The following is an 18,295-nucleotide window of genomic DNA, read 5'->3' on the forward strand; positions in this document are numbered from 1 at the left end:
GATGTCCGATTTGCCGAAATCCATGAAGGTTGCTGAAACCGCGCTCGGCACGGCCTAAACCCGCAGCTCGGCAAGACTGCTCCCCGCGCCCGCGGGGATGGACCCCCCTCTACGGCCGCCGACTTCAGACCCCCACACTGCTCCCCGCGCCCGCGGGGATGGACCCAACACAGCCGACGCCAGCGACCGGCTCCGGCTCTGCTCCCCGCGCCCGCGGGGGTGGACCCCGGGCGCCGTCCCAGGTGTTGACCCCGCTGAACTGCTCCCCGCGTCCGCGGGGATGGACCCGCAACCGTCACTGTCGCTGTCGGCCCATTGCGCTGCTCCCCGCGCCCGCCGGCATGGACCCCGCACTCCAAGTGCCGTTTCGCCCGGCGGATGACCCGACGCCCCGGGCCACAGAGATCCGGCAAGGGGGACCAGGTCTCAAGGGGTCTGGCGGTACACCTCAAGTCGGATCCGTGCTACCGGCTTCGGCATGACCATGGAGCGCCCCCGTCCGGAGACCCGCCTACCGCAGCGCCCCGTCGCCCGGAAGCCTTCGCCGTGGCGGTCGCGGCCGCAGGTTATTCGGTCAGGGTGAGAGCGGTGGCCCCATCGGCCGGCCGTGCGGTTCGAGGAGCCGGTGAATAGGCGTTCACCTGGGGCGCGGGCGGCGTGGTGGGTGCTGCCCGGCGGCTTCGGGTGCGGCGCGACGCGCCTTTGCCGTGCTTGCCCGCGGTGCCGCCTGTCCGGACTGAGGCGACCGTCGCGATCCTCCGTGTGGCTGTCCGTTCGGCGAGTGATTGCCGGTGGGGCGAGGCGTGGCGAACTCGTCGGTAGAGCACTGCTCGACTTGCCTGCTGCATGAGAGGCCTCTGAGGGTCCTGGGACTCGTGGCCGGTTCAGATGCCCGCGCTGGGTGACCTGTCGACAACAGAGGGTGGCCTCCCCGATGCTGCTCGCTGTTGTCATCCGGGGGCCCTGGCCCCCATCGCGTCCGCGGCGTACGCGGACGGAAAGAGAGAGGCCACCATGCCGTTATCTGTAGCCGACCTCGCGAAGCTCGGCGACGTGCCGGTCGCGATCGAGTCGACGTTCTTCCAGAGCGTCTTCCTGCGCATGGACGGCACCGGGGTGACCGCCGCCGCCGACAACGGAGGGGGGACGGTCAACTGTCAGTACGGCGCCGGTCCGTGGACGACGTTCAAGGTGCACCCGCAGACGGACGGTTCGTTCGCCTTCGAGTCGGTGGCGTTCCCGAACGTCTACCTGCGCATGGACGGCAACGGGGTCCCCACCACCATGGCGGGAGGGGGGACGGTCAACTGCCAGTACGGCCTGGGTCCCTGGGAGAAGTTCAAGGTCCTGCCCCAGGACGACGGTTCGGTCTCCTTCGAGTCGGCGAGCTTCCCGGGCATCTACCTGCGCATGGTGACCGGCAGCGGGGTGACCACCGCCACCGGTCCCGGGGGAACGGTGAACTGCCAGGTCAACGCCAACGGCGGTGAGAACGAGAAGTTCTACCTCGTCGTCGAGTAAGACCGGTCGGCGCGGCGGACGACCGCCGCGCCACCAGCGCCACCAGCGCCGCCCGGCACCGCGCGAGACGCCGGGCGGCGCTCCTCGTTCACGCGCCGCCGCGTGCACGAGCTGACGTGACGCGAGCTGACGTGACGCGAGCGCCCCGCTGTCCGGCACGGACCACCGGCCGTCGCGACCGGGGTGCCCCGCTCACCCGGCGCCCACCGCCCTGGAGTTCAGCCCTCCCAGAACCCGGCGTCCGCCAGTAAACGAGGCAGTAAACGAGGCCCTTGGTCGCGCATCGCGACCGTCCCGTCACTGAATTGAAGCCCCATTCGGCAAATGGGAATGCCGCCGAAGCCGCACGTCAGGGCGTAGGGCGTTCAGTTCGCCGATCCCTGATGCCATGTAAAGGGAACGGATTTCCCTGGATCCGGTAAAAGCCCTCTCTTCGCGGGCTGTTCACCATTCCCACATCCCGTCATGCGCATGCACACTGCACGCAGTCTCGGCCGCGCGTGCGGCCAACTCCTTCCCGTTCGCTTTACGTTGGAGCAGCCATCACCGACATACGCAGACCCAGAACGCTCCGTGTACGCGCCGGAGCCGTGGCGGTGGCATCGCTTGCCACGCTTTCGGGTTCACTGATCCTCGCAGCACCCTCCCAGGCGGCGACGCCCACCGCGTCCCCCAAGACGATCTCGGACAGCCACCCGTCCTGGGCCACCGCGTCGGCCGACGCGGGCACGCTCTCCTCGGGCACGCAGCTCACCGGCACGATCTTCCTGGCAGGCCAGGACACCGCGGGCCTGACGGCCTACGCCACCTCGGTCTCCACGCCGGGCAGCGCCGACTACGGCAAGTTCCTCACCCCCGCCCAGTACGACGCGAAGTACGGCGCCACGCAGGCGCAGGTCTCCGCCGTGAAGAAGTGGGCCCAGGACGCCGGCCTGACGGTGGTGAGCGCCACGCGCCACGCCATCACGGTCAAGGGCGGCAACGCCGCCATCGCCGAGGCGTTCGGCACCGCGGTGCACAACTACAAGGTCAGCGGCAAGGTGCGCCACGCGCCCGCCCACGACATGACCGTGCCCGGCTCCATCGCCGCGGACGTGCTCGGCGTCACCGGCTTCACCTCGCCCGGCGCCAACGTCGCCAAGCCGGACTCGCGGCGGGCCTCCGCCCCCGAAGGCTCGGCCGCCTCCGCCGCGGACGACGGCACCCTGCCCACCACGGCGACCTGCTCCGACTACTGGGGCGAGAAGACCGCCACGGGCGCGCCGCAGGGTTACGGCACGAAGCCGGTGGCGTTCGACCAGTGCTCGTTCTACCCGTCGCAGATTCGCAAGGCGTACGGGATCACGGCCTCCAAGCTGACCGGCAAGGGCGCCACCATCGCCATCGTGGACGCCTACGGCAGCTCCACCATGCAGGCCGACGCCGACCAGTACGCGGTCAACCACGGCGACAAGCCGTTCCGGAAGGGCCAGTACACGGAGGTCGTCGACTCCTCGCAGTGGAACAACGAGGACCTGTGCGGCGGCCCCGAGGGCTGGGCGTCCGAGGAGGCCCTGGACGTCGAGATGGCGCACGGCCTCGCGCCCGACGCCAACGTCGTCTACGTCGGCGCCGACTCCTGCGACGACACCGACCTGCTGGGCGCGATCAGCAAGATCGTGGACAACCACCTGGCCGACGTGGTCTCGAACTCTTGGGGCGAGATCATGCACACCACCGACGGCGCCGACGTGCCCGCGTCGGTGATCGCCGCGTACGAGCAGGTCTTCAAGCAGGCCGCGGTCGAGGGCATCGGCGTCACCTTCTCCGCGGGCGACTGCGGTGACAGCAGCCCGCTGGCCGCCGCGACCGGCGCCAACTGCCAGGCCGACACCGCGCGTGCCCAGGCCGACTGGCCGGACTCCGACCCGTGGGTGACCTCGGTCGGCGGCACCGCGCTGGGCCTGGGGGACAAGAGCGGCACGTACGGCTTCGAGACCGACATGGGCACCCTGCGGTCCAAGCTGTCGGCCGACGGCAAGAGCTGGACCCCGGCCGTGCCCGCGCCGTTCTACTTCGGCGGTGGCGGCGGCACCAGCGAGGACTTCGCCCAGCCGTCCTACCAGCGGGGCGTCGTCCCGCACGCGCTGTCCCACACCCTGATGACCGGGGCCCGGAGCAGCAGCGCGCGGCGCGTCACCCCCGACGTGTCGATGGTCGGCGACCTGTACACCTCGGTGCTGGTCGGCATCTCCGACGGCGCGGACTACTCGGAGGGCGGCTACGGCGGCACCAGCGTCTCCGCGCCGGAGTTTGCGGCCGTGCAGGCCGATGCCATCCAGGCCGCGCACCACCCGCTCGGCTTCGCCAACCCGGCGGTCTACGCCCGTTCGCACCGCGCCACCGACGTCGTGGACAAGGCCGCCCAGGCCGGCGAGACCCCGCTGAGCAACGTGGCCGACTTCGGCACCGTCAACGGCGTCCTGAACGTCAAGCTCGTCGCCTTCGGCCAGGACACCTCGCTGAACGCGGTCCGCGGCTACGACGACGCCACCGGCGTCGGCTCGCCGAACGAGAACTTCCTGCGGTCCTTCGGCCGTAAGTAGTTCCCGAGAAGTAGTTCCCGAGAAGCAGTTCCCGAGAAGCAGTTCCCGAGACGGGGGCGGCGTCGCTGACGCGCCGTCACACAGGGCATCCGCGCCGCCCGCCCCCGTTCAGACGCCCTGAGGGGTCCCCGGAGGGGACGAGCGGGCGACGGCCCCGGCCCCCGGCCGCTCTGCCGTCGCCCGCCGGGCGGCCAGCCGTACCTGGGCCGCGGCGTGCTCGGGCAGGTACTGGCGGAGGTGCAACCGGCCCGCGGCCACGGTCATCGCGCTGCCGCGGGCCGCATCGGTGAGCAGGTCCGCGCAGGCGCGGGCCAGGTCCTCGGCGGTGTCGGCGATGTCCAGGTGCTCACCGGGCACGACGTCGAGGCCCTCGGCGCCGATCGTGGTGCTCACTACGGGGACACCGTGGGCGAACGCTTCGAGGATCTTGATGCGGGTGCCGCTGCCGACCCGCAGCGGGACCACGACCAGGTCCGCCTCCCGCAGGTAGGGCGTCATGTCCGGGACCCTGCCGGTGACTTCGACGTGCGGGCCGGCCAGCGCGGTGACCTCCTGGGTGGCTCTGCCCGCCAGTACGACCCTCGCGTCCGGCACCCGCCGGTGGATCAGCGGCAGGATGCCGCCGGTCAGCCAGCGGGCGGCGTCCGCGTTGGGCGGCCAGTCGAAGGAGCCCTGGAACAGGATCGTCGTACGGCCGCCGCCGGGGCGCGCGGGACCCGGCGGGCGCTTTGGATACGTGTTCCGCATGACCACCGTGCGCTCCGCGCCCAGCCGTGCGGCGTCGTCGGCGCAGGCGACCACGGCCACGTCCGTCTCCCGTGCCACCCGCTGGTGGACGCGGCCCCACCAGGCGATCGAACGGCGCGCCTGCACCCGCTGCCACGGCGTCAGTTCCCGCCCCCACACACCCCGGCCGAGCCGCGCCCAGCGGCGGATCAGCACCTCTTCGAAGTCGTCCACGTCGACCACCGAGCGGCCGGTGAAGCGGCCGCGCAGCGGCAGCCAGGCGCGTTCCCGGTTGAACCACACCAGGGTGTAGCGGGTGCCGGTCGCCCAGCGCGGTACGGCGGTGGCGAGCGAACGCCGCTGGTGGGCGGCGTAGGCGGCGGACGGCCCGCGCGCGGCGATCTCCAGGAAGGCGCGGGTGCCCGTGTACGGGGGCACGGTGGCGAACCCGGTGCGGGCGAAGCGGGCGGTCTCCTCGGGGGGCAGCACGGTGTCCGGCGGCGCGAGGAAGAGCGCGTCGACGGGCCCCAGCGCGGCGAGTGCTCCGGTGACCACCTCCATGCGCTGCTCCGCGCCCCCGGCGGGGCGGCGTGGCAGGACGTCGCTGACGAAGAGCGACCGGATCACGGGCTCACCCCGCTCTCCGCCTCCGCCAGGAGCTGCCTTCGCTGTCCGCGCGCGGCGGTGACGGCGGAGTGCCAGGTGGCCAGCAGCGTGTAGCCCAGTCCCACGGCCCAGCCGATGACGGCCGCCCACATGACGCCGTCGACCCCCCACGCGTGACCCAGCAAGTACGACAGGGGCAGCCGGACCACGCCGAAGGACACCGCCGTGCAGATCAGCGGTACGACGGCGCGGGCGACGCCGTTGAACCAGCCGTGCAGCACGATCGTCAGCGTGTAGCACAGGAAGAACGGCGCCGTGATGAGGATGTACCGCTCGGTGATCAGCCGGGTTTCCGGGCTGCCGGAGAACAGGCCGGCGATCGGCCCGCGTCCGGCCAGGAGCAGCAGGCACACCAGCGCGGTGAGCGCGGTGCCCAGCCACACGGTGCCGCGGACCCCCTCGCGGATCCGCGCGTCCTGGCCGGCGCCGGTGTTCTGCGCGGTGAACACCATCAGCGCGCCGGACAGGTTGAGGAAGAGCACGGTGGTCAGCAACTCCAGCCGGGAGACGACGGTCAGCGCCGCGAGGGCCTCCTCCCCGAACGGCATGATGATCCACACCAGCGCCAGCACGCCGACGCCGATCAGCAGGTACTGCGCGGACATGGGGGTGCCGACGCGCAGGCCGCGCCGTACCTCGGCGCCCACCGTGGCGGCGGTGACCGGGGCCGCGCCGGACGGCCGCCGCCGCTGCTCGCGCACCAGGCGGAGCAGGCCGGCCACAGCGGTCAGCGCGTTCGCGGCCACGACGGCCAGCGCCGCCCCCGCGATCCCGGACCGCCAGACGACCACGAACAGCCAGACGAAGAGCGCGTTCAGCCCGCTGGAGGTGATCATCAGGGCGGTGGCGCGGCGGGCCTCGCCGCGGCCGGTCAGGACCGCGCACACCGCTCCCAGCGCGTAGACCGCGACCATGCCCGAGCACAGCGTCACCACGAAGGTGCGGGCCTCGTCGGCCACCTCGCCGCTCACCCCGGTCAGCGCCAGCAGCGGGCCCGAGGCCAGTACGGCGGCCACGGCGCAGAGCGCCGACCACACCAGGGTGCAGACCGAGAGCGCCAGCAGGGCGCTCCGGTCGTCGCGCCGCCCGCCGGTGAGGTTGCCGATCCGTACCGAGAACGCGTTGGAGACCCCGGTGAACAGGGAGGTCAGGATCGTGTACAGCGGCTGCGCCGCGCCCATCGCCGCCAGCCCGGAGACCCCGACGCAGCGGCCGACGACCGCGCTGTCGACCAGCAGGTAGCCCTGCTGGAGCAGGCTGGCCACGGCCAGGGGGGCCGCGATCCGGACGATGCCGCCGAGGACCGGGCCCCGCGTGACGTCCGGCACGTCAGTCTCCGGGCACGGCGAGCAGGTCGTCGAGCCACGCGTCGTCGTCCGGTGCGTCCGTGTCGTACTTGGTCTCGATGAGCCGGGCGACGGCGGCCACGGTGCGCTCGCTCATCAGGTCGAGGGTGTCGAACGGGCGGCCGAGGCAGGCGGAGACGTTGTTGCCGATGGTCATCGCCATGATCGAGTCGGCGCCCATGTCGCGGAAGTCGGCGTGCACGTCGATCGTCGGGTAGCCGAGGGCGTGTGCCAGACAGCGGCCCACCATCCGTTCCCGGTCGGTGTACGTGCCGTCCGTGCCCCCGGTGAGGTGCACCTCGGTGGACTCCACGGCCTCCCGCAGGCGAGCGTGTTTCTGGTCGGTCCGCTGCGTGAGCGCCGCCATCCCCTTGTCTATCTTGTCCTGGATGTCCCCGGTGAGGCGGACGTGGTACGTCGGCAGGACGCTCATCAGCTCGCTGTCGTAGTTGACCTCGCCGGCGAAGAAGCCCGCCCGGTCCCCGCGCAGCGCCGCGTCGATCAGGCCGACGCCGACGCGGGTACGCAGCGAGCGGAACGCCAGGTCGTCGTTGGCGCCGGTGGCGACCGCCATGCCGACCTCCCGCCAGGCCACCCACTGGACGGTGACCACCCGGTGCTCCGGCGTGTCCAGCGTCCGGGCCAGGTGGTCCAGGTAGACGTTGGCCGCCGCGTAGTCGGCCTGCCCGAGCGCGGGGAACACCGCGGCCACCGAGGACATGTGCAGCACGAAGTCGGGCCGGTCCGCCCGGGTCAGGTGGTGCAGCAGGAACGCGCCGCGCAGCTTGGGCCGCAGGACCGACGCGAACTTGGCGGTGTCCCGGTACACGATGAGGTTCTCGCCGGGCACCCCGGCGGTGTGCACGATGCCGTCCACCCGGCCGTGCGCGGCGCGGATCCCGTCGAGTACGGCGGCCAGTTCGGCCTCGTCGCCGACGTCGGCGGCCACCGGGTGCACGGTGGCGCCGAGCGCGGAGATCTCACGGACCGCGGTGACGCGCGCCGCGGCGGGGTGCTTCGGGTCGGCGGCCACGGCGTCCCACTCCGATTGCGGCGGCAGCGCGGTGCGGCCGAGCAGGTAGAGGTGTAGGCCGGGGGCGGCGGCCGCGAAGTGCCGGGCCGTCTCCAGGCCGATGCCGCCGAGACCGCCGGTGATCAGATAGGCGCCGCCGGGCCGCAGGTACTCGTCACGGACCGCCGGGATCTCCGGCAGCTCGGCGAAGAACTCGCCGTACTTGTCCGTGCCGCGCAGCGCGTACACGCCGGCCTGGGGGGCGAGGATCTCGTCGCCCAGCAGCGCGGCCGGCACCGCGTCGTCGATGTCGAGCAACCGGACCGTCAGGTACGGGAACTCCCGGGCGATGCCCTTGGCCAGTCCGGCGAGCGCCGCGTTCTCCGCGACCACGCCCGCCTCACCCGGCGCCACCGCCAGCGCGCGCCGGGTCAGCACCACCAGCTCGATCGCCGCGCCCGCCTCCATCAGCGCCTTGGCCAGCAGGAAGAGGCCGATCAGATGCTGGTCGAGGCGCCGGTCCAGCTCCGCCGGATCGGCGGCGGGTTCGGCGTCGAAGGCCGACGCGTACACCAGGTGGGTGTATCCCTCGTCGAGGACTTCCTCGGCGAGCCGCTCAAGGTCGGCCTCCTCGCCGCCCGGCGTGCGCAGCACCGCGTCCGGCGGCAGGGCGGCGGCCACGGTGTGGGCGGCGGCCGGGCTCACCAGGGCCAGCACCCGGGTCGGCGACCCGTCGGGCTCGGCGAGCGGCGCGGGCGCGAATCCCGCCTCGTGCGTCACCGGGTGCTCGACCCGCGGCGCGGCCAGCGCGAACCGGTCGCGCCAGGTCTCGGGGAAGTCGATCCAGGCCCGGGTCTCGTCGAACTCGTACGGCGGCAGGTGCACCGTCCGCGCGCGCTGCCCCGCGTACTGGGCGAGCAGGTCGACGTCGGCGCCCTCGGCCCAGTCGCGGGCGGCGCCGGTGGCGGCGTCCGGCACCTCACCGGCCTCGGTGGCCGCCAGGGCCGTGCGCAGCGCGGCCAGATCGGCGACCTGGTAGGCGAGCCGGTGCCGGTGTCCGGCGCGGGAGAGGTTCGAGGTCCGGCAGACGTCCCGGATGTCCCCGGTGATCCGGCCCTCGTCGATCGCCTGGCGGTAGCGGGTGACCAGCCGGCCGAGCGAGGCCGGGCTCTGCGCGCTGAGCGTGAACAGGTAGGCCGGCAGGTCCTCGCCCCCGGCGGACGTCTCGGGGCCGGACTCCTCGGGGACGAACTCCTCAAGCACCACGTGGGCGTTGGTGCCGCCGAGGCCGAACGCGCTCACCCCGGCGCGGCGCGGGCCGGACCCCTCGGGCCAGTGCTCCGCCTCCCGCGGCACGTACACCGGGCCGTCGTTGAGGTCGATCGCGTTGTTCGGCCGCGCGTAGTTCGCCAGCGGCGGGATCACCCGGTGCCGCAGCGCCAGGGCGGCCTTGATCACGCCCATCACGCCCGAGCCCTCGAAGAGATGGCCGATGTTCGCCTTCACCGTGCCCACCGCGCAGAACCGCCGGTCGTCGGTCCGGGTGGCGAACGCCCGCCGCAGCCCCTCGAACTCGATCGGGTCGCCGACCCGGGTGGCGGTGCCGTGCACCTCCAGGTAGCCGATGGTGCGGGGGTCCACCTCCGCGTTTTGCCACGCGTCCTGGAGCAGTTCGGACTGGGCGCGGGCGTCCGGCGCGGTCATCATCTCCGAGCGGCCGTCGTGGTTGACCGCGCTGCCCTTGACGACCGCGTACACCTGGTCGCCGTCGGCCAGCGCCCGGTCCAGCCGCTTGAGCACGACCACCCCGGAACCCTCGCCGAAGCCGGTGCCGTCGGCGCTCTCGTCGAAGGTGCGGGTCACGCCGTCGGACGACTCGATGCCGATCCTGGTGTGCGGGTGCTTCACCGGCGCCAGCACGATCCGGGTGCCGGCCACCACGGCCATCTCGCAGTCGCCGAGGATCAGCGCGGACCTGGCCTGGTGCAGGGCCAGCAGCGATGCCGAGCAGGCACTGTCGATCACCATGCTGGGGCCGCGCAGGTCGAAGAGGTACGACAGCCGGTTGGCCAGCATCGTGACGATGTTGCCGGTGATGCCGAGCTGGCCCAGCGCGGGGTCGACGCGGCTGAAGTACTCCGCGTACGTCATGCCGGGGTTGCCCGCGTAGCCGACGTACACACCGGTGCGGCTGCCGGCCAGCCGGTCGCCGGTGTAGCCGGCGTCCTCCAGCGCGCGGTACATGGTGCGCAGGACCAGCCGCTGGTGCGGGTCGGTGACCGCGGCCTGCTTGGGGGTCATGCCGAAGAAGGCGTGGTCGAACAGGTCCACCCGGTCCAGGAAGCTGCCGTCGTGGAAGGAGACGCCGTCCTCGGTGTCCGGGACCAGCGCCGATTCCCAGTAGTACCGCAGGTAGTCCTCCAGCTCTCGGCGGCGCCGGGGCGGGAAGGGCCGGGTGAGGCTGCGGCCGGAGCGGACGATGTCCCAGAACGCGTGCTGGTCCGGTGCGTCCGGCACCTCGACCGACAGCCCGATGATGGCGATGTCCGTGGTCATACGTGTTCCTCCGTCGGCTGCGCCGCGATCCGGTCGATAAAGGCGGTGAGGGTGGTGCCGTTGACTTCGGTGAAGTGGTCGACGCCGGCCGAGCGCAGGGCCCGTACCGTGCGGACCCACTCCACCGGGCGGTGGATCTGCCTGCTGAGCAGCGTGACCGCCTCGGCGGGGTCGAACAGCGCCGCGGAGACGCTGGACATCACCGGGGTGTGCCCGGTGCGGAACTCGTGGGCGCGCAGGACCGTCGCGAAGGCGCGGCCGGCGGACGCCATGAGCGGGGTGTGGAAGGGGCCGCTGACCGACACCGGCAGCACCCGGGCGCCCGCGCCGCGCAGCGCCTTGACCGCGAGCGCGAGCTGGGGCCGCTCCCCGGCCACCGTCACCTGGCGGTCGCTGTTGCGGTTGGCGACGTGCACCAGGTTGAGCCCGGCGCCGCGCAGTGCCGCCTCGACCCGCGCCGAGCTCAGCCCGATCACCGCGGCCATCGCACCGCCGGTGACGCCGGCCATCAGCTCGGCGCGGTGCCGGACCAGTGCCAGGCCGTCCATCAGGTCGATGACGCCGGCGGCCACCAGCGCGTTGAACTCGCCCAGGCTGTGCCCCGCCACGTAGTCGTAGCGCCGGCCGGCGTGGGCGAGGTCCAGCCAGGACAGCGCGTTGACCAGGAAGACGGCCGGTTGCGCGTAGCGGGTGTCGGAGAGCCGGTTGCCGGGGTCGTCACGGCACAGCTCCGTCACGGAGTAACCGAGCAGCTCGCTCGCGGCCGCGGTCTGCCGCGGGTACCGCTCGAACAGTTCTCCCCCCATGCCTTTGCGTTGTACGCCCTGACCGGGGAAGACCAGACAGTGCATGTGCGAACGCTCCTCAAACGATCGGTGCCTGAACGGCGTTGGTCCTGAACGGCGTCGGTCAGGCGGTGGGTGCGGGGACGCGGCGGTAGCGCAACGCGTCGTGGTGGTCCCGCAGGCTTTCCCGGGTGAACAGCAGGGCCGACGGGCCGGGCCCGAAGTCGACGACCTGGTCGGGGCGGCTGTTCGCGAGCGCGGCGCCGAGCGTGCCGGGCCAGTTCAGCGGGCGGCTCACCGCGTGGCCGAGAAGGTCGGCCAGCAGGTCGCCGCGGTGCTGGAGATTGACCGGCGTGTCGGAGACGTACACCGGGATGGCCAGCCGGTCGCCGGTCAGCGGTGGCGCCGCCATGAGGTGCCGGTCCTCCAGCGCCGCCCGCACCGCCGGTTCCAGCAGCGGTGTGTGGAAGGGCGCGGTGCTGCGCAGATAGGCCCACTGCACCCCCGCCCCGGCCAGCCGCCGGGCGTGCCGGGCCCGGAAGTCGGCGAGGTCCGCCGGAATTCCGGCCAGCACGTGCGAGCGGTCGGAGTTGACCAGGGCCAGGTGCACCGGGGTGCCCCGCACCAGCTCGTCCAGTTCCTCGGCCGGCATGCCGAGCACGGAGGCCATCGGGGTGGCCGCGTCCGTGCGCGGTGATGCCTGCTGGTGGCAGCGGATCAGCGTCAGCGCGGTCATCGTGATCAGGTCGCGGCACAGCGCCAGGTACTCCCGGCGGCCGGTCAGCCGCATCCCCGCGGCCACCGCGCCGATCAGCCCCAGGCTGTGGCCGACGGCGGCGACCGGCGAGAGCCGGTCGCGGGCTCCGCCGCCCAACGCCGGTTGCAGCAGGCAGAGTTGGTAAATGTGCGCCAACAGGCCGTCCACGACGGAGTGTTCCAGGGCGCCGGGGTACGGCGTGTCGCCGCGCAGCCAGTCGGTCAGCGGGATGCCGCCGGGCAGCTCCCCGCGGTAGGCGTCCGCCCCGACATGGTCGAGCACCTCCGCCAGCGCCTCGGCGGCGGTGGTGAAGTACCGCGCGTTCTCCGGCCGCGCGTACAGCGCGCGGAGTGCGGGAAGCGGCGGTCCGTACATGCCGGCTATGCCGCTGAACAGGAACAACTGTCGCACGTTCGCCCCGTGTTGTGTGGTCACCGGCTGCCGACCGCCACCGGCAGGAGGTGCGGCAGGCTCGCCGCCTCGTCGAGGAGGAGCCGTGCCGCCTGCTGCTCGCGCAGCCGCAGCTGGGCCAGGCCCTGGCGGATCCGGTCCACCGGCAGCGCGAGGGACCCGGCGTGGAAGGAACCGACCCGGTCCGTCAGCACGGTGGCCAGTTGCGCGATCCGGGCGTACGCGGCGCGCACCTGCTCGCCGTGCGCGGTGTGCGCCAGGAACCGGCCGAACAGGGACCGCGAACCGGCCAGCAGCGCAAGGCTGTTGACGCCGGGCGCGCGGTAGACGGTGCCGGCCGAGGCGCGCTCACCGACGAGGTTGTCGCCGATGATGTCGTAGAGCTCGAAGCCGTCGTGGAAGCCCGCCAGGAACGCGCGGTACGCGGCCTCGAACCCGTCCCGGTCGGGCTCGGCGACCTGCCGGACGGTGGTGCAGTCGACGAACCAGCGCTCGGGTTCCCGGGCGTAGCCGCGCCGCAGCACGTCCCAGCCGACGGTCAGCGGGACGTACTCGTGGTCGTCGGTGGTGTTGTCGACCAGCAGGACGTCGCGGGCGCTCGCGCCGCAGACGAAGTAGGAGTGGAGGAGTCCGAACTCCTCGGGCACGGTGCCGGACCGGCGCATGAACTCCACCCAGTAGGGGAAGTGGTGCCGCGGCGCGTAGAAGAACACCGGCTGTCCCGCGGCGAGGAAGTCGGCCAGACCGGCTTCGACGCGGGGCAGGTCCACGGTCCCGGCCGAGAGCACCTCGAAGCCGAGCAGGCGCAGGTCCGCGTCGTTCACGTAGGGGGTGTCGAACGCCCAGCGGTCCTCGCCGCGCAGGTAGCAGTGCCGGTAGACGGCCGAGGTGGAGCCGAGTGCCCCGTACATCAGCAGGTCGGACCAGGGCGTACGGCCGGCGGCGTACGCCAGCAGCTGTCCTTTGCGGCAGTTCAGGTGGTTGTTCGGATCCTGGGTACGGATCCGGTCCACGTCCGGTAACCGGATCATCCGCTCGGATAACAACGCGGAGTTCCCTTCGGTGACGCCTACAGCGCGGATACAGGTCGAAGGCCGCGGTACTTCCCACGGGTTCGATCCGCCGGCATCGGTGGCGGCGGCACGGAAGCAGAGGTGAGCGTGCGAGACGGCCATGTCGTCGGCGTCCGGGGGTTTCCCGGCTCGCGCCGTGGGCCTGGGTCACTGGAGGACCGGGGCGCATGGCGAGGGCGAACGGACGGGCTCCGGCGCGGCCGGTGGCTTGTCCGGCTACCGCCCAGGCGGCCGTTCATCTGTTCGAGTGCTCGGTGTCGTACATCCTGACAACGGTGTCAGCTCAGGGTCAACAAGATCATACGTGATTTGGACCACTCGTCAACCCTCCCTGGTCCGGGGCGTGTTGACGGAAAACCGGCGGGGCCGGGAGGCTCACGACGACGGCTTCAGCGGGCGGTCCCGCACCCCCTTCAGGTGCCGTTCGAAGACCTCCTGGGCCTTTGGGGTCAGGGTGCGCAGGGCGACCAGGGCCGTGATGGCCACGTCGCACAGTTCCGCCTGGACGTCGTCCCAGGTGTGGGTGACGCCCTTGCGGGGGTTCTGCCCGGTGGCGCCGATCACCGCCTCCGCGACCTCGCCGGCCTCCTCCGACAGCTTGAGGATGCGCAGGAGCAGGCCCTCCCGGCCGGGATGGGCCGGCTGGGTGGCCTCCAGACGGGAGAAGAGCTCGTCCACGGTGGGCCAGAGGGGGAGGGGGGCGGGGCGCTGGTCGGTCATGCGGGGCAGCCTGCCACGCGAGGCCGCGCGGCACGCCGTGAACCCGAGGCGCTCGGGGCCGGTCCCGCTCGGATCCCCTCAGGGCCCACCCTTCCGCGCCCTCGGGCCGTCGGCGGCCCTCACTCCTCCTCGAACAGCGCCTCCTGTTCCCCCACCGTCTTCGCCCGCACCCGCCTGGCCCGCGCGCCCACCACCACGGCCGTACCCGCGGCCGTGGCCGCGAGGGCCGCCGGGACCATCCAGCCGCGGTCGAGGACATGGCCGAGCGCGTGGTCGAGGGAGAGCCGGCCCGGACCGGTGACCGCGAGGCCGACGGCGGCGAGGCCCAGGATCGCCGCGTGCTCGTAGCCGCCCTCCTGGGCGAAGAAGCCGTTGGGCGCGTGCACCGCCGCCGCCCCGGTCATCGCGCCCGCGGCAGCCGCGCCCGCCGCCGGGGTGGCGAGGCCCAGCGCGAGGAGCGCCCCGCCGCCGGTCTCCGCGAGGCCCGCGGCCGTGGCGCTCGCCTTGCCGGGGGAGTAGCCGACGGACTCCATGAACTGGCCGGTGCCCGCCAGGCCGTGCCCGCCGAACCAGCCGAACAGCTTCTGCGCGCCGTGCGCCGCCAGCACCCCGCCCGTCCCCAGCCGGAGCAGCAGCAGGCCCAGATCACGCCGGTCGTAACAGGTCACGATGACTCCCAAGCCGATGCGACAGAACCCCTTCTCGTTGGTACCACCGCCACATCGGTCACACCATCGGACGCGCCCCCGCGTGCCCTCCGGTGGCGGAGCACGGGGCCCGGTGTGAGCCTGGCGCCATGACGATTCAGCCAGCCAAACTCCGCGATCCGGCCGTCCGGGCGTTCGTCAACGCCGTCAACGCCCATGATCGCGAGGGCTTCCTGGCCCTGCTCGCGCCCGGTGCGACCATGGCCGACGACGGCTCCGACCGCGATCTCGCCGACTGGATCGACCGGGAGATCTTCTCGTCCCACGGCCATATGGACGTCGACAACGAGTCCCGCGGCGGCCGCGCCCTCGTCGCCCGCTACCGCAACGACACCTGGGGCGAGATGAACACCAGGTGGAGTTTCACCGTCGACGAGGAGGGACGCATCGCGCGCTTCGAAACCGGTCAGGCGTGAGGCCGCTCACGTCGGCCACCTCACGTTATTCAGTCAGATTTTCATAACGTGGCAAATTCCCTGTCCGTCACCGCCCTCCACTGCCGAATCCGCTGCTCGGCGCGGTGTACCGTCCCGGGGTGCGCGATTCTTCCCGGCTCAGCCGGCGTGCCGTCCTCGGGCTGACGGCCGCCGCCCTTCCCCTGTCCGCGGCCACTCCGGCCCTCGCCGCGCCCGCCACCGCCATCGGCGGCGAACGGCTCGCCCGCGGCGGGCTCCAGGTGGACGGCGCCACCGGGGTGCCCGTGAAGCTGCTCACCGCCCGCGCCTGGCTCGTCGCCGACGGCACGACCGGTGAGGTGCTCGCCGCCTTCAACGCCCACCAGCGCCTCGCGCCCGCCTCCACGCTGAAGATGCTGTTCGCGGACACCGTGCTGAGGAAGTTCGACCGCACGCAGACGTACACGGTCAAGGACTCCGACATCGCGGACGTCCCGGCCGGCTCCAGCCTCGTCGGGATCAAGGCGGGCATCACCTACACCGTCGAGCAGCTTTGGCAGGGCGTGTTCCTGCGCTCCGGCAACGACGCCGTGCACGTCCTCGCGCACATGAACGGCGGCATCGCCAAGACCGTCGCCGAGATGCAGGCCAGGGCGCTGGACCTCCAGGCCCTCGACACCCGGGTGGTCAGCCCCGACGGCTTCGACCACCCCGGCCAGCTGTCGTCGGCGTACGACCTCACGCTCTTCGCCCGGCACGGGCTGAAGGACCCCGACTTCCGGGGCTACTGCGGCACCCGCGTCGCCGACTTCCCGGCGGGCGGCAAGAAGACCTTCCAGATCCAGAACACCGACCGCCTGCTGACCGGCGCGTGGGGCCTGAAGACGTACGACGGCCTGATCGGCGTGAAGAACGGTTACACCAGCCACGCCGGCAACACCTTCACCGGCGCCGCCACGCGTGACGGCCGCACCCTGCTGGTCACGGTCATGCACCCGGTCACCGGCAGCAACGCCGTGTACGAGCAGACCGCCGCCCTCCTCGACTGGGGCTTCACGCAGGGCCGTACCGCCCAGCCGGTGGGCGCGCTGGTCAAGCCGCTCAGCGAGGGCGGCGCCACCGCGACCGCGTCCCCGGCGCCCGCGCACGGGACCGGGCAGGTGGCGGCCGGGGCGGCGGGCGCACCGGCCAAGGGTCCCTCCGGGGTACGCCTCGTGGAGGGCGCGGCCGGCACGGCGGCCCTGCTCGCGGCGGCGGGGGGCTTCCTGCTGCGGCGCCGCCGCCAGGCGCTCGCGGCCCGGGGCACGACCGCCGCCCCCAAGCCCCCCGCGCCCCCCGCGCCCCGCGCGGCGGAGCCGGACCCCCAGGATCCCCCGGCCCGCACGGATTCCCCGGCCCGCACCGAACCCCCGGCTTCCATCGAGCCCCTGGCCCCCGCCGACCCCCCGGCCCCCACCGAGCAGCCGGACGGCGGGCGCCACCGGCGCTGACGCCGATCGGGCGCCGGTCGTCCCACCGCGCCGGCGGCGGCCGTTTCGTCGCTCACATGTTCCCCGGCAGTTTGTCTGAGCTGGGAACATGGGAGCCACGTTTTGGTGGAAGTTTCAACCGAGGCGTCCTGGCCGGGGCCCCTCGGCCGGGACGCCTCGCCCAGGGAGGGGACTCATGTCCGAGCACGCGGAGCGCACCGAGCGCGTCCAGCACACGGAGAACACCGCCGTGCCGCCCGCGCCGCCGTCCGCCTCCCGCCGCACCGGCCTCCTCGTCACCCTCGTCCTCGGCGGCCTCACCGCGACACCTCCGCTCGCCATGGACATGTACCTCCCGTCCCTGCCGGAGGTCACCCGGTCCCTGCACGCGCCCGCGGCCACCGTCCAGCTCACCCTCACCGCGTGTCTGCTGGGCATGGCCCTGGGCCAGTTGGTCGTCGGCCCGATGAGCGACCGCTGGGGCCGGCGCCGGCCGCTGCTGATCGGCCTCGCCGTGAACCTCGTCGCGACCGCCCTGTGCGCCGTCGCCCCCGACGTCGGGACGCTGGTCGCCTTCCGGCTGGTCCAGGGCCTCGCGGGCGCGGCCGGCATCGTCATATCCCGGGCCGTCGTACGCGACCTGTACGACGGCGTCGCCATGGCCCGCTTCTTCTCCACCCTGATGCTGATCTCCGGGGTCGCGCCGGTCGTGGCGCCGCTGATCGGCGGGCAGATCCTGCGGGTGACCGACTGGCGCGGCGTGTTCATGGTGCTCACCGTGGTCGGGGCGCTGCTCGGCGCGCTGGTCTGGCTGCGGCTGCCCGAGACGCTGCCGCCCAGGGACCGGCACAGCGGGGGAGTGGGCCACGCGCTGCGCTCGATGCGCGCGCTCCTCGCCGACCTGCCCTTCACCGGCTACATGCTGGCCGGCGGCTTCGCCTTCTCCGCGCTGTTCGCCTACGTGTCCGCCTCCCCCTTCGTCATCCAGGAGATCTACGGCGCCTCCCCGCAGACCTTCAGCCTGCTGTTCGGCCTGAACTCCGTCGGCCTGGTGATCGTCGGGCAGGTCAACGGCAAGGTGCTGGTCGGCCGAGTCGGCCTGGACAAGGTGCTGGCCACCGGGCTCGCGGTGATCACGCTCGCCGCGACCGCGCTGCTGCTGATGTCCGCCGGCGTCTTCGGCGAGGTGGGGCTCGCGCCCGTCGCCGCCGCGCTGTTCGTGCTGATGTCCGCGATGGGCCTGACCCTGCCCAACGCCCAGACCCTCGCCCTGCTGCGCACCAAGCACGCCGCCGGCTCCGCGTCGGCGCTGCTCGGCACGTCCTCCTTCCTCGTCGGCGCGGTCGCCTCGCCGCTCGTCGGGATCGCGGGCGAACACACGGCCGTCCCGATGGCCGTCGTCCAACTGGTGGCCGCACTGGTCGCCGGAGCCTGCTTCGTGGGAATGTGCCGTCCCTGGAACACGCGGGGGAACACCCGTGCGGGGTCGGAAGGAGACGAGCTCTGAGCGCACCGAGACTGCGCGCCGACACACCGGAACGGGCCGGGCTGGCCCCCGAGGCGCTC

The 18,295-nt window shown here is 72.8% G+C and carries 13 protein-coding genes; 5 read left to right on the forward strand and 8 right to left on the reverse strand.

The genetic code is table 11. The features are described from left to right. The first annotated feature begins 1,014 nt into the window (after positions 1 to 1,014). Both AB0927_RS17595 and AB0927_RS17600 read left to right on the forward strand, forming a co-directional pair. The gene (locus AB0927_RS17595) at positions 1,015 to 1,521 is read left to right on the forward strand and encodes a hypothetical protein (RefSeq protein WP_366668490.1); all 507 of its coding nucleotides are present in this window, start codon (positions 1,015 to 1,017) and stop codon (positions 1,519 to 1,521) included. A gap of 596 nt (positions 1,522 to 2,117) precedes the next feature. Continuing rightward, entirely contained in the window at positions 2,118 to 4,106 is a 1,989-nt protein-coding gene (locus AB0927_RS17600) for a S53 family peptidase (RefSeq protein WP_366668491.1), read from the forward strand. Between the two features lie 108 nt (positions 4,107 to 4,214). Here AB0927_RS17600 and AB0927_RS17605 read toward each other — a convergent pair whose 3' ends face one another. The 8 genes from AB0927_RS17605 to AB0927_RS17640 form a co-directional block, all read right to left on the reverse strand. Further along, a complete protein-coding gene (locus AB0927_RS17605) occupies positions 4,215 to 5,459 on the reverse strand; it encodes a glycosyltransferase family 4 protein (RefSeq protein ID WP_366668492.1) in 1,245 nt (414 codons plus the stop codon). Then, positions 5,456 to 6,826, reverse strand: coding sequence for an MATE family efflux transporter (locus AB0927_RS17610; RefSeq protein ID WP_366668493.1), 1,371 nt, complete (start codon positions 6,824 to 6,826; stop codon positions 5,456 to 5,458). Before AB0927_RS17610 ends, AB0927_RS17605 begins: the two co-directional genes overlap by 4 nt. A 1-nt stretch (position 6,827) precedes the next feature. After that, positions 6,828 to 10,412 (reverse strand): SDR family NAD(P)-dependent oxidoreductase, encoded by a 3,585-nt coding sequence (locus AB0927_RS17615; RefSeq protein WP_366668494.1) that lies wholly within the window; start codon positions 10,410 to 10,412, stop codon positions 6,828 to 6,830. Then, complete coding sequence (locus tag AB0927_RS17620) at positions 10,409 to 11,263, reverse strand: ACP S-malonyltransferase (protein WP_366668495.1); 855 nt, start codon at positions 11,261 to 11,263, stop codon at positions 10,409 to 10,411. Before AB0927_RS17620 ends, AB0927_RS17615 begins: the two co-directional genes overlap by 4 nt. Before the next feature lie 58 nt (positions 11,264 to 11,321). After that, a complete protein-coding gene (locus AB0927_RS17625; RefSeq protein ID WP_366668496.1) occupies positions 11,322 to 12,365 on the reverse strand; it encodes a hypothetical protein in 1,044 nt (347 codons plus the stop codon). Positions 12,366 to 12,385: 20 nt separating this feature from the next. Further along, entirely contained in the window at positions 12,386 to 13,396 is a 1,011-nt protein-coding gene (locus AB0927_RS17630; protein ID WP_366668497.1) for a hypothetical protein, read from the reverse strand. Between the two features lie 417 nt (positions 13,397 to 13,813). Beyond that, complete coding sequence (locus tag AB0927_RS17635) at positions 13,814 to 14,158, reverse strand: MazG-like family protein (RefSeq protein ID WP_366668498.1); 345 nt, start codon at positions 14,156 to 14,158, stop codon at positions 13,814 to 13,816. A 119-nt stretch (positions 14,159 to 14,277) separates the two neighbouring features. Beyond that, the gene (locus AB0927_RS17640) at positions 14,278 to 14,826 is read right to left on the reverse strand and encodes a DoxX family protein (RefSeq protein ID WP_366668499.1); all 549 of its coding nucleotides are present in this window, start codon (positions 14,824 to 14,826) and stop codon (positions 14,278 to 14,280) included. A 128-nt stretch (positions 14,827 to 14,954) separates the two neighbouring features. Here AB0927_RS17640 and AB0927_RS17645 point away from each other — a divergent pair, with 128 nt between their 5' ends. The 3 genes from AB0927_RS17645 to AB0927_RS17655 all read left to right on the forward strand — a co-directional run bounded on the left by AB0927_RS17645 (position 14,955) and on the right by AB0927_RS17655 (position 18,236). After that, positions 14,955 to 15,281 carry a nuclear transport factor 2 family protein gene (locus AB0927_RS17645; RefSeq protein WP_366668500.1) on the forward strand — a complete coding sequence of 109 codons (327 nt, stop codon included), beginning with the start codon at positions 14,955 to 14,957 and terminating at the stop codon, positions 15,279 to 15,281. A gap of 119 nt (positions 15,282 to 15,400) precedes the next feature. Beyond that, on the forward strand, positions 15,401 to 16,750 hold the full coding sequence (locus AB0927_RS17650; RefSeq protein WP_366668501.1) for a serine hydrolase: 1,350 nt from the start codon (positions 15,401 to 15,403) through the stop codon (positions 16,748 to 16,750). Between the two features lie 175 nt (positions 16,751 to 16,925). Beyond that, on the forward strand, positions 16,926 to 18,236 hold the full coding sequence (locus AB0927_RS17655; protein ID WP_366668502.1) for a multidrug effflux MFS transporter: 1,311 nt from the start codon (positions 16,926 to 16,928) through the stop codon (positions 18,234 to 18,236). Positions 18,237 to 18,295: the final 59 nt, after the last annotated feature.

This window comes from Streptomyces sp. NPDC048106 (assembly GCF_040706415.1).
Taxonomy (GTDB): domain Bacteria; phylum Actinomycetota; class Actinomycetes; order Streptomycetales; family Streptomycetaceae; genus Streptomyces.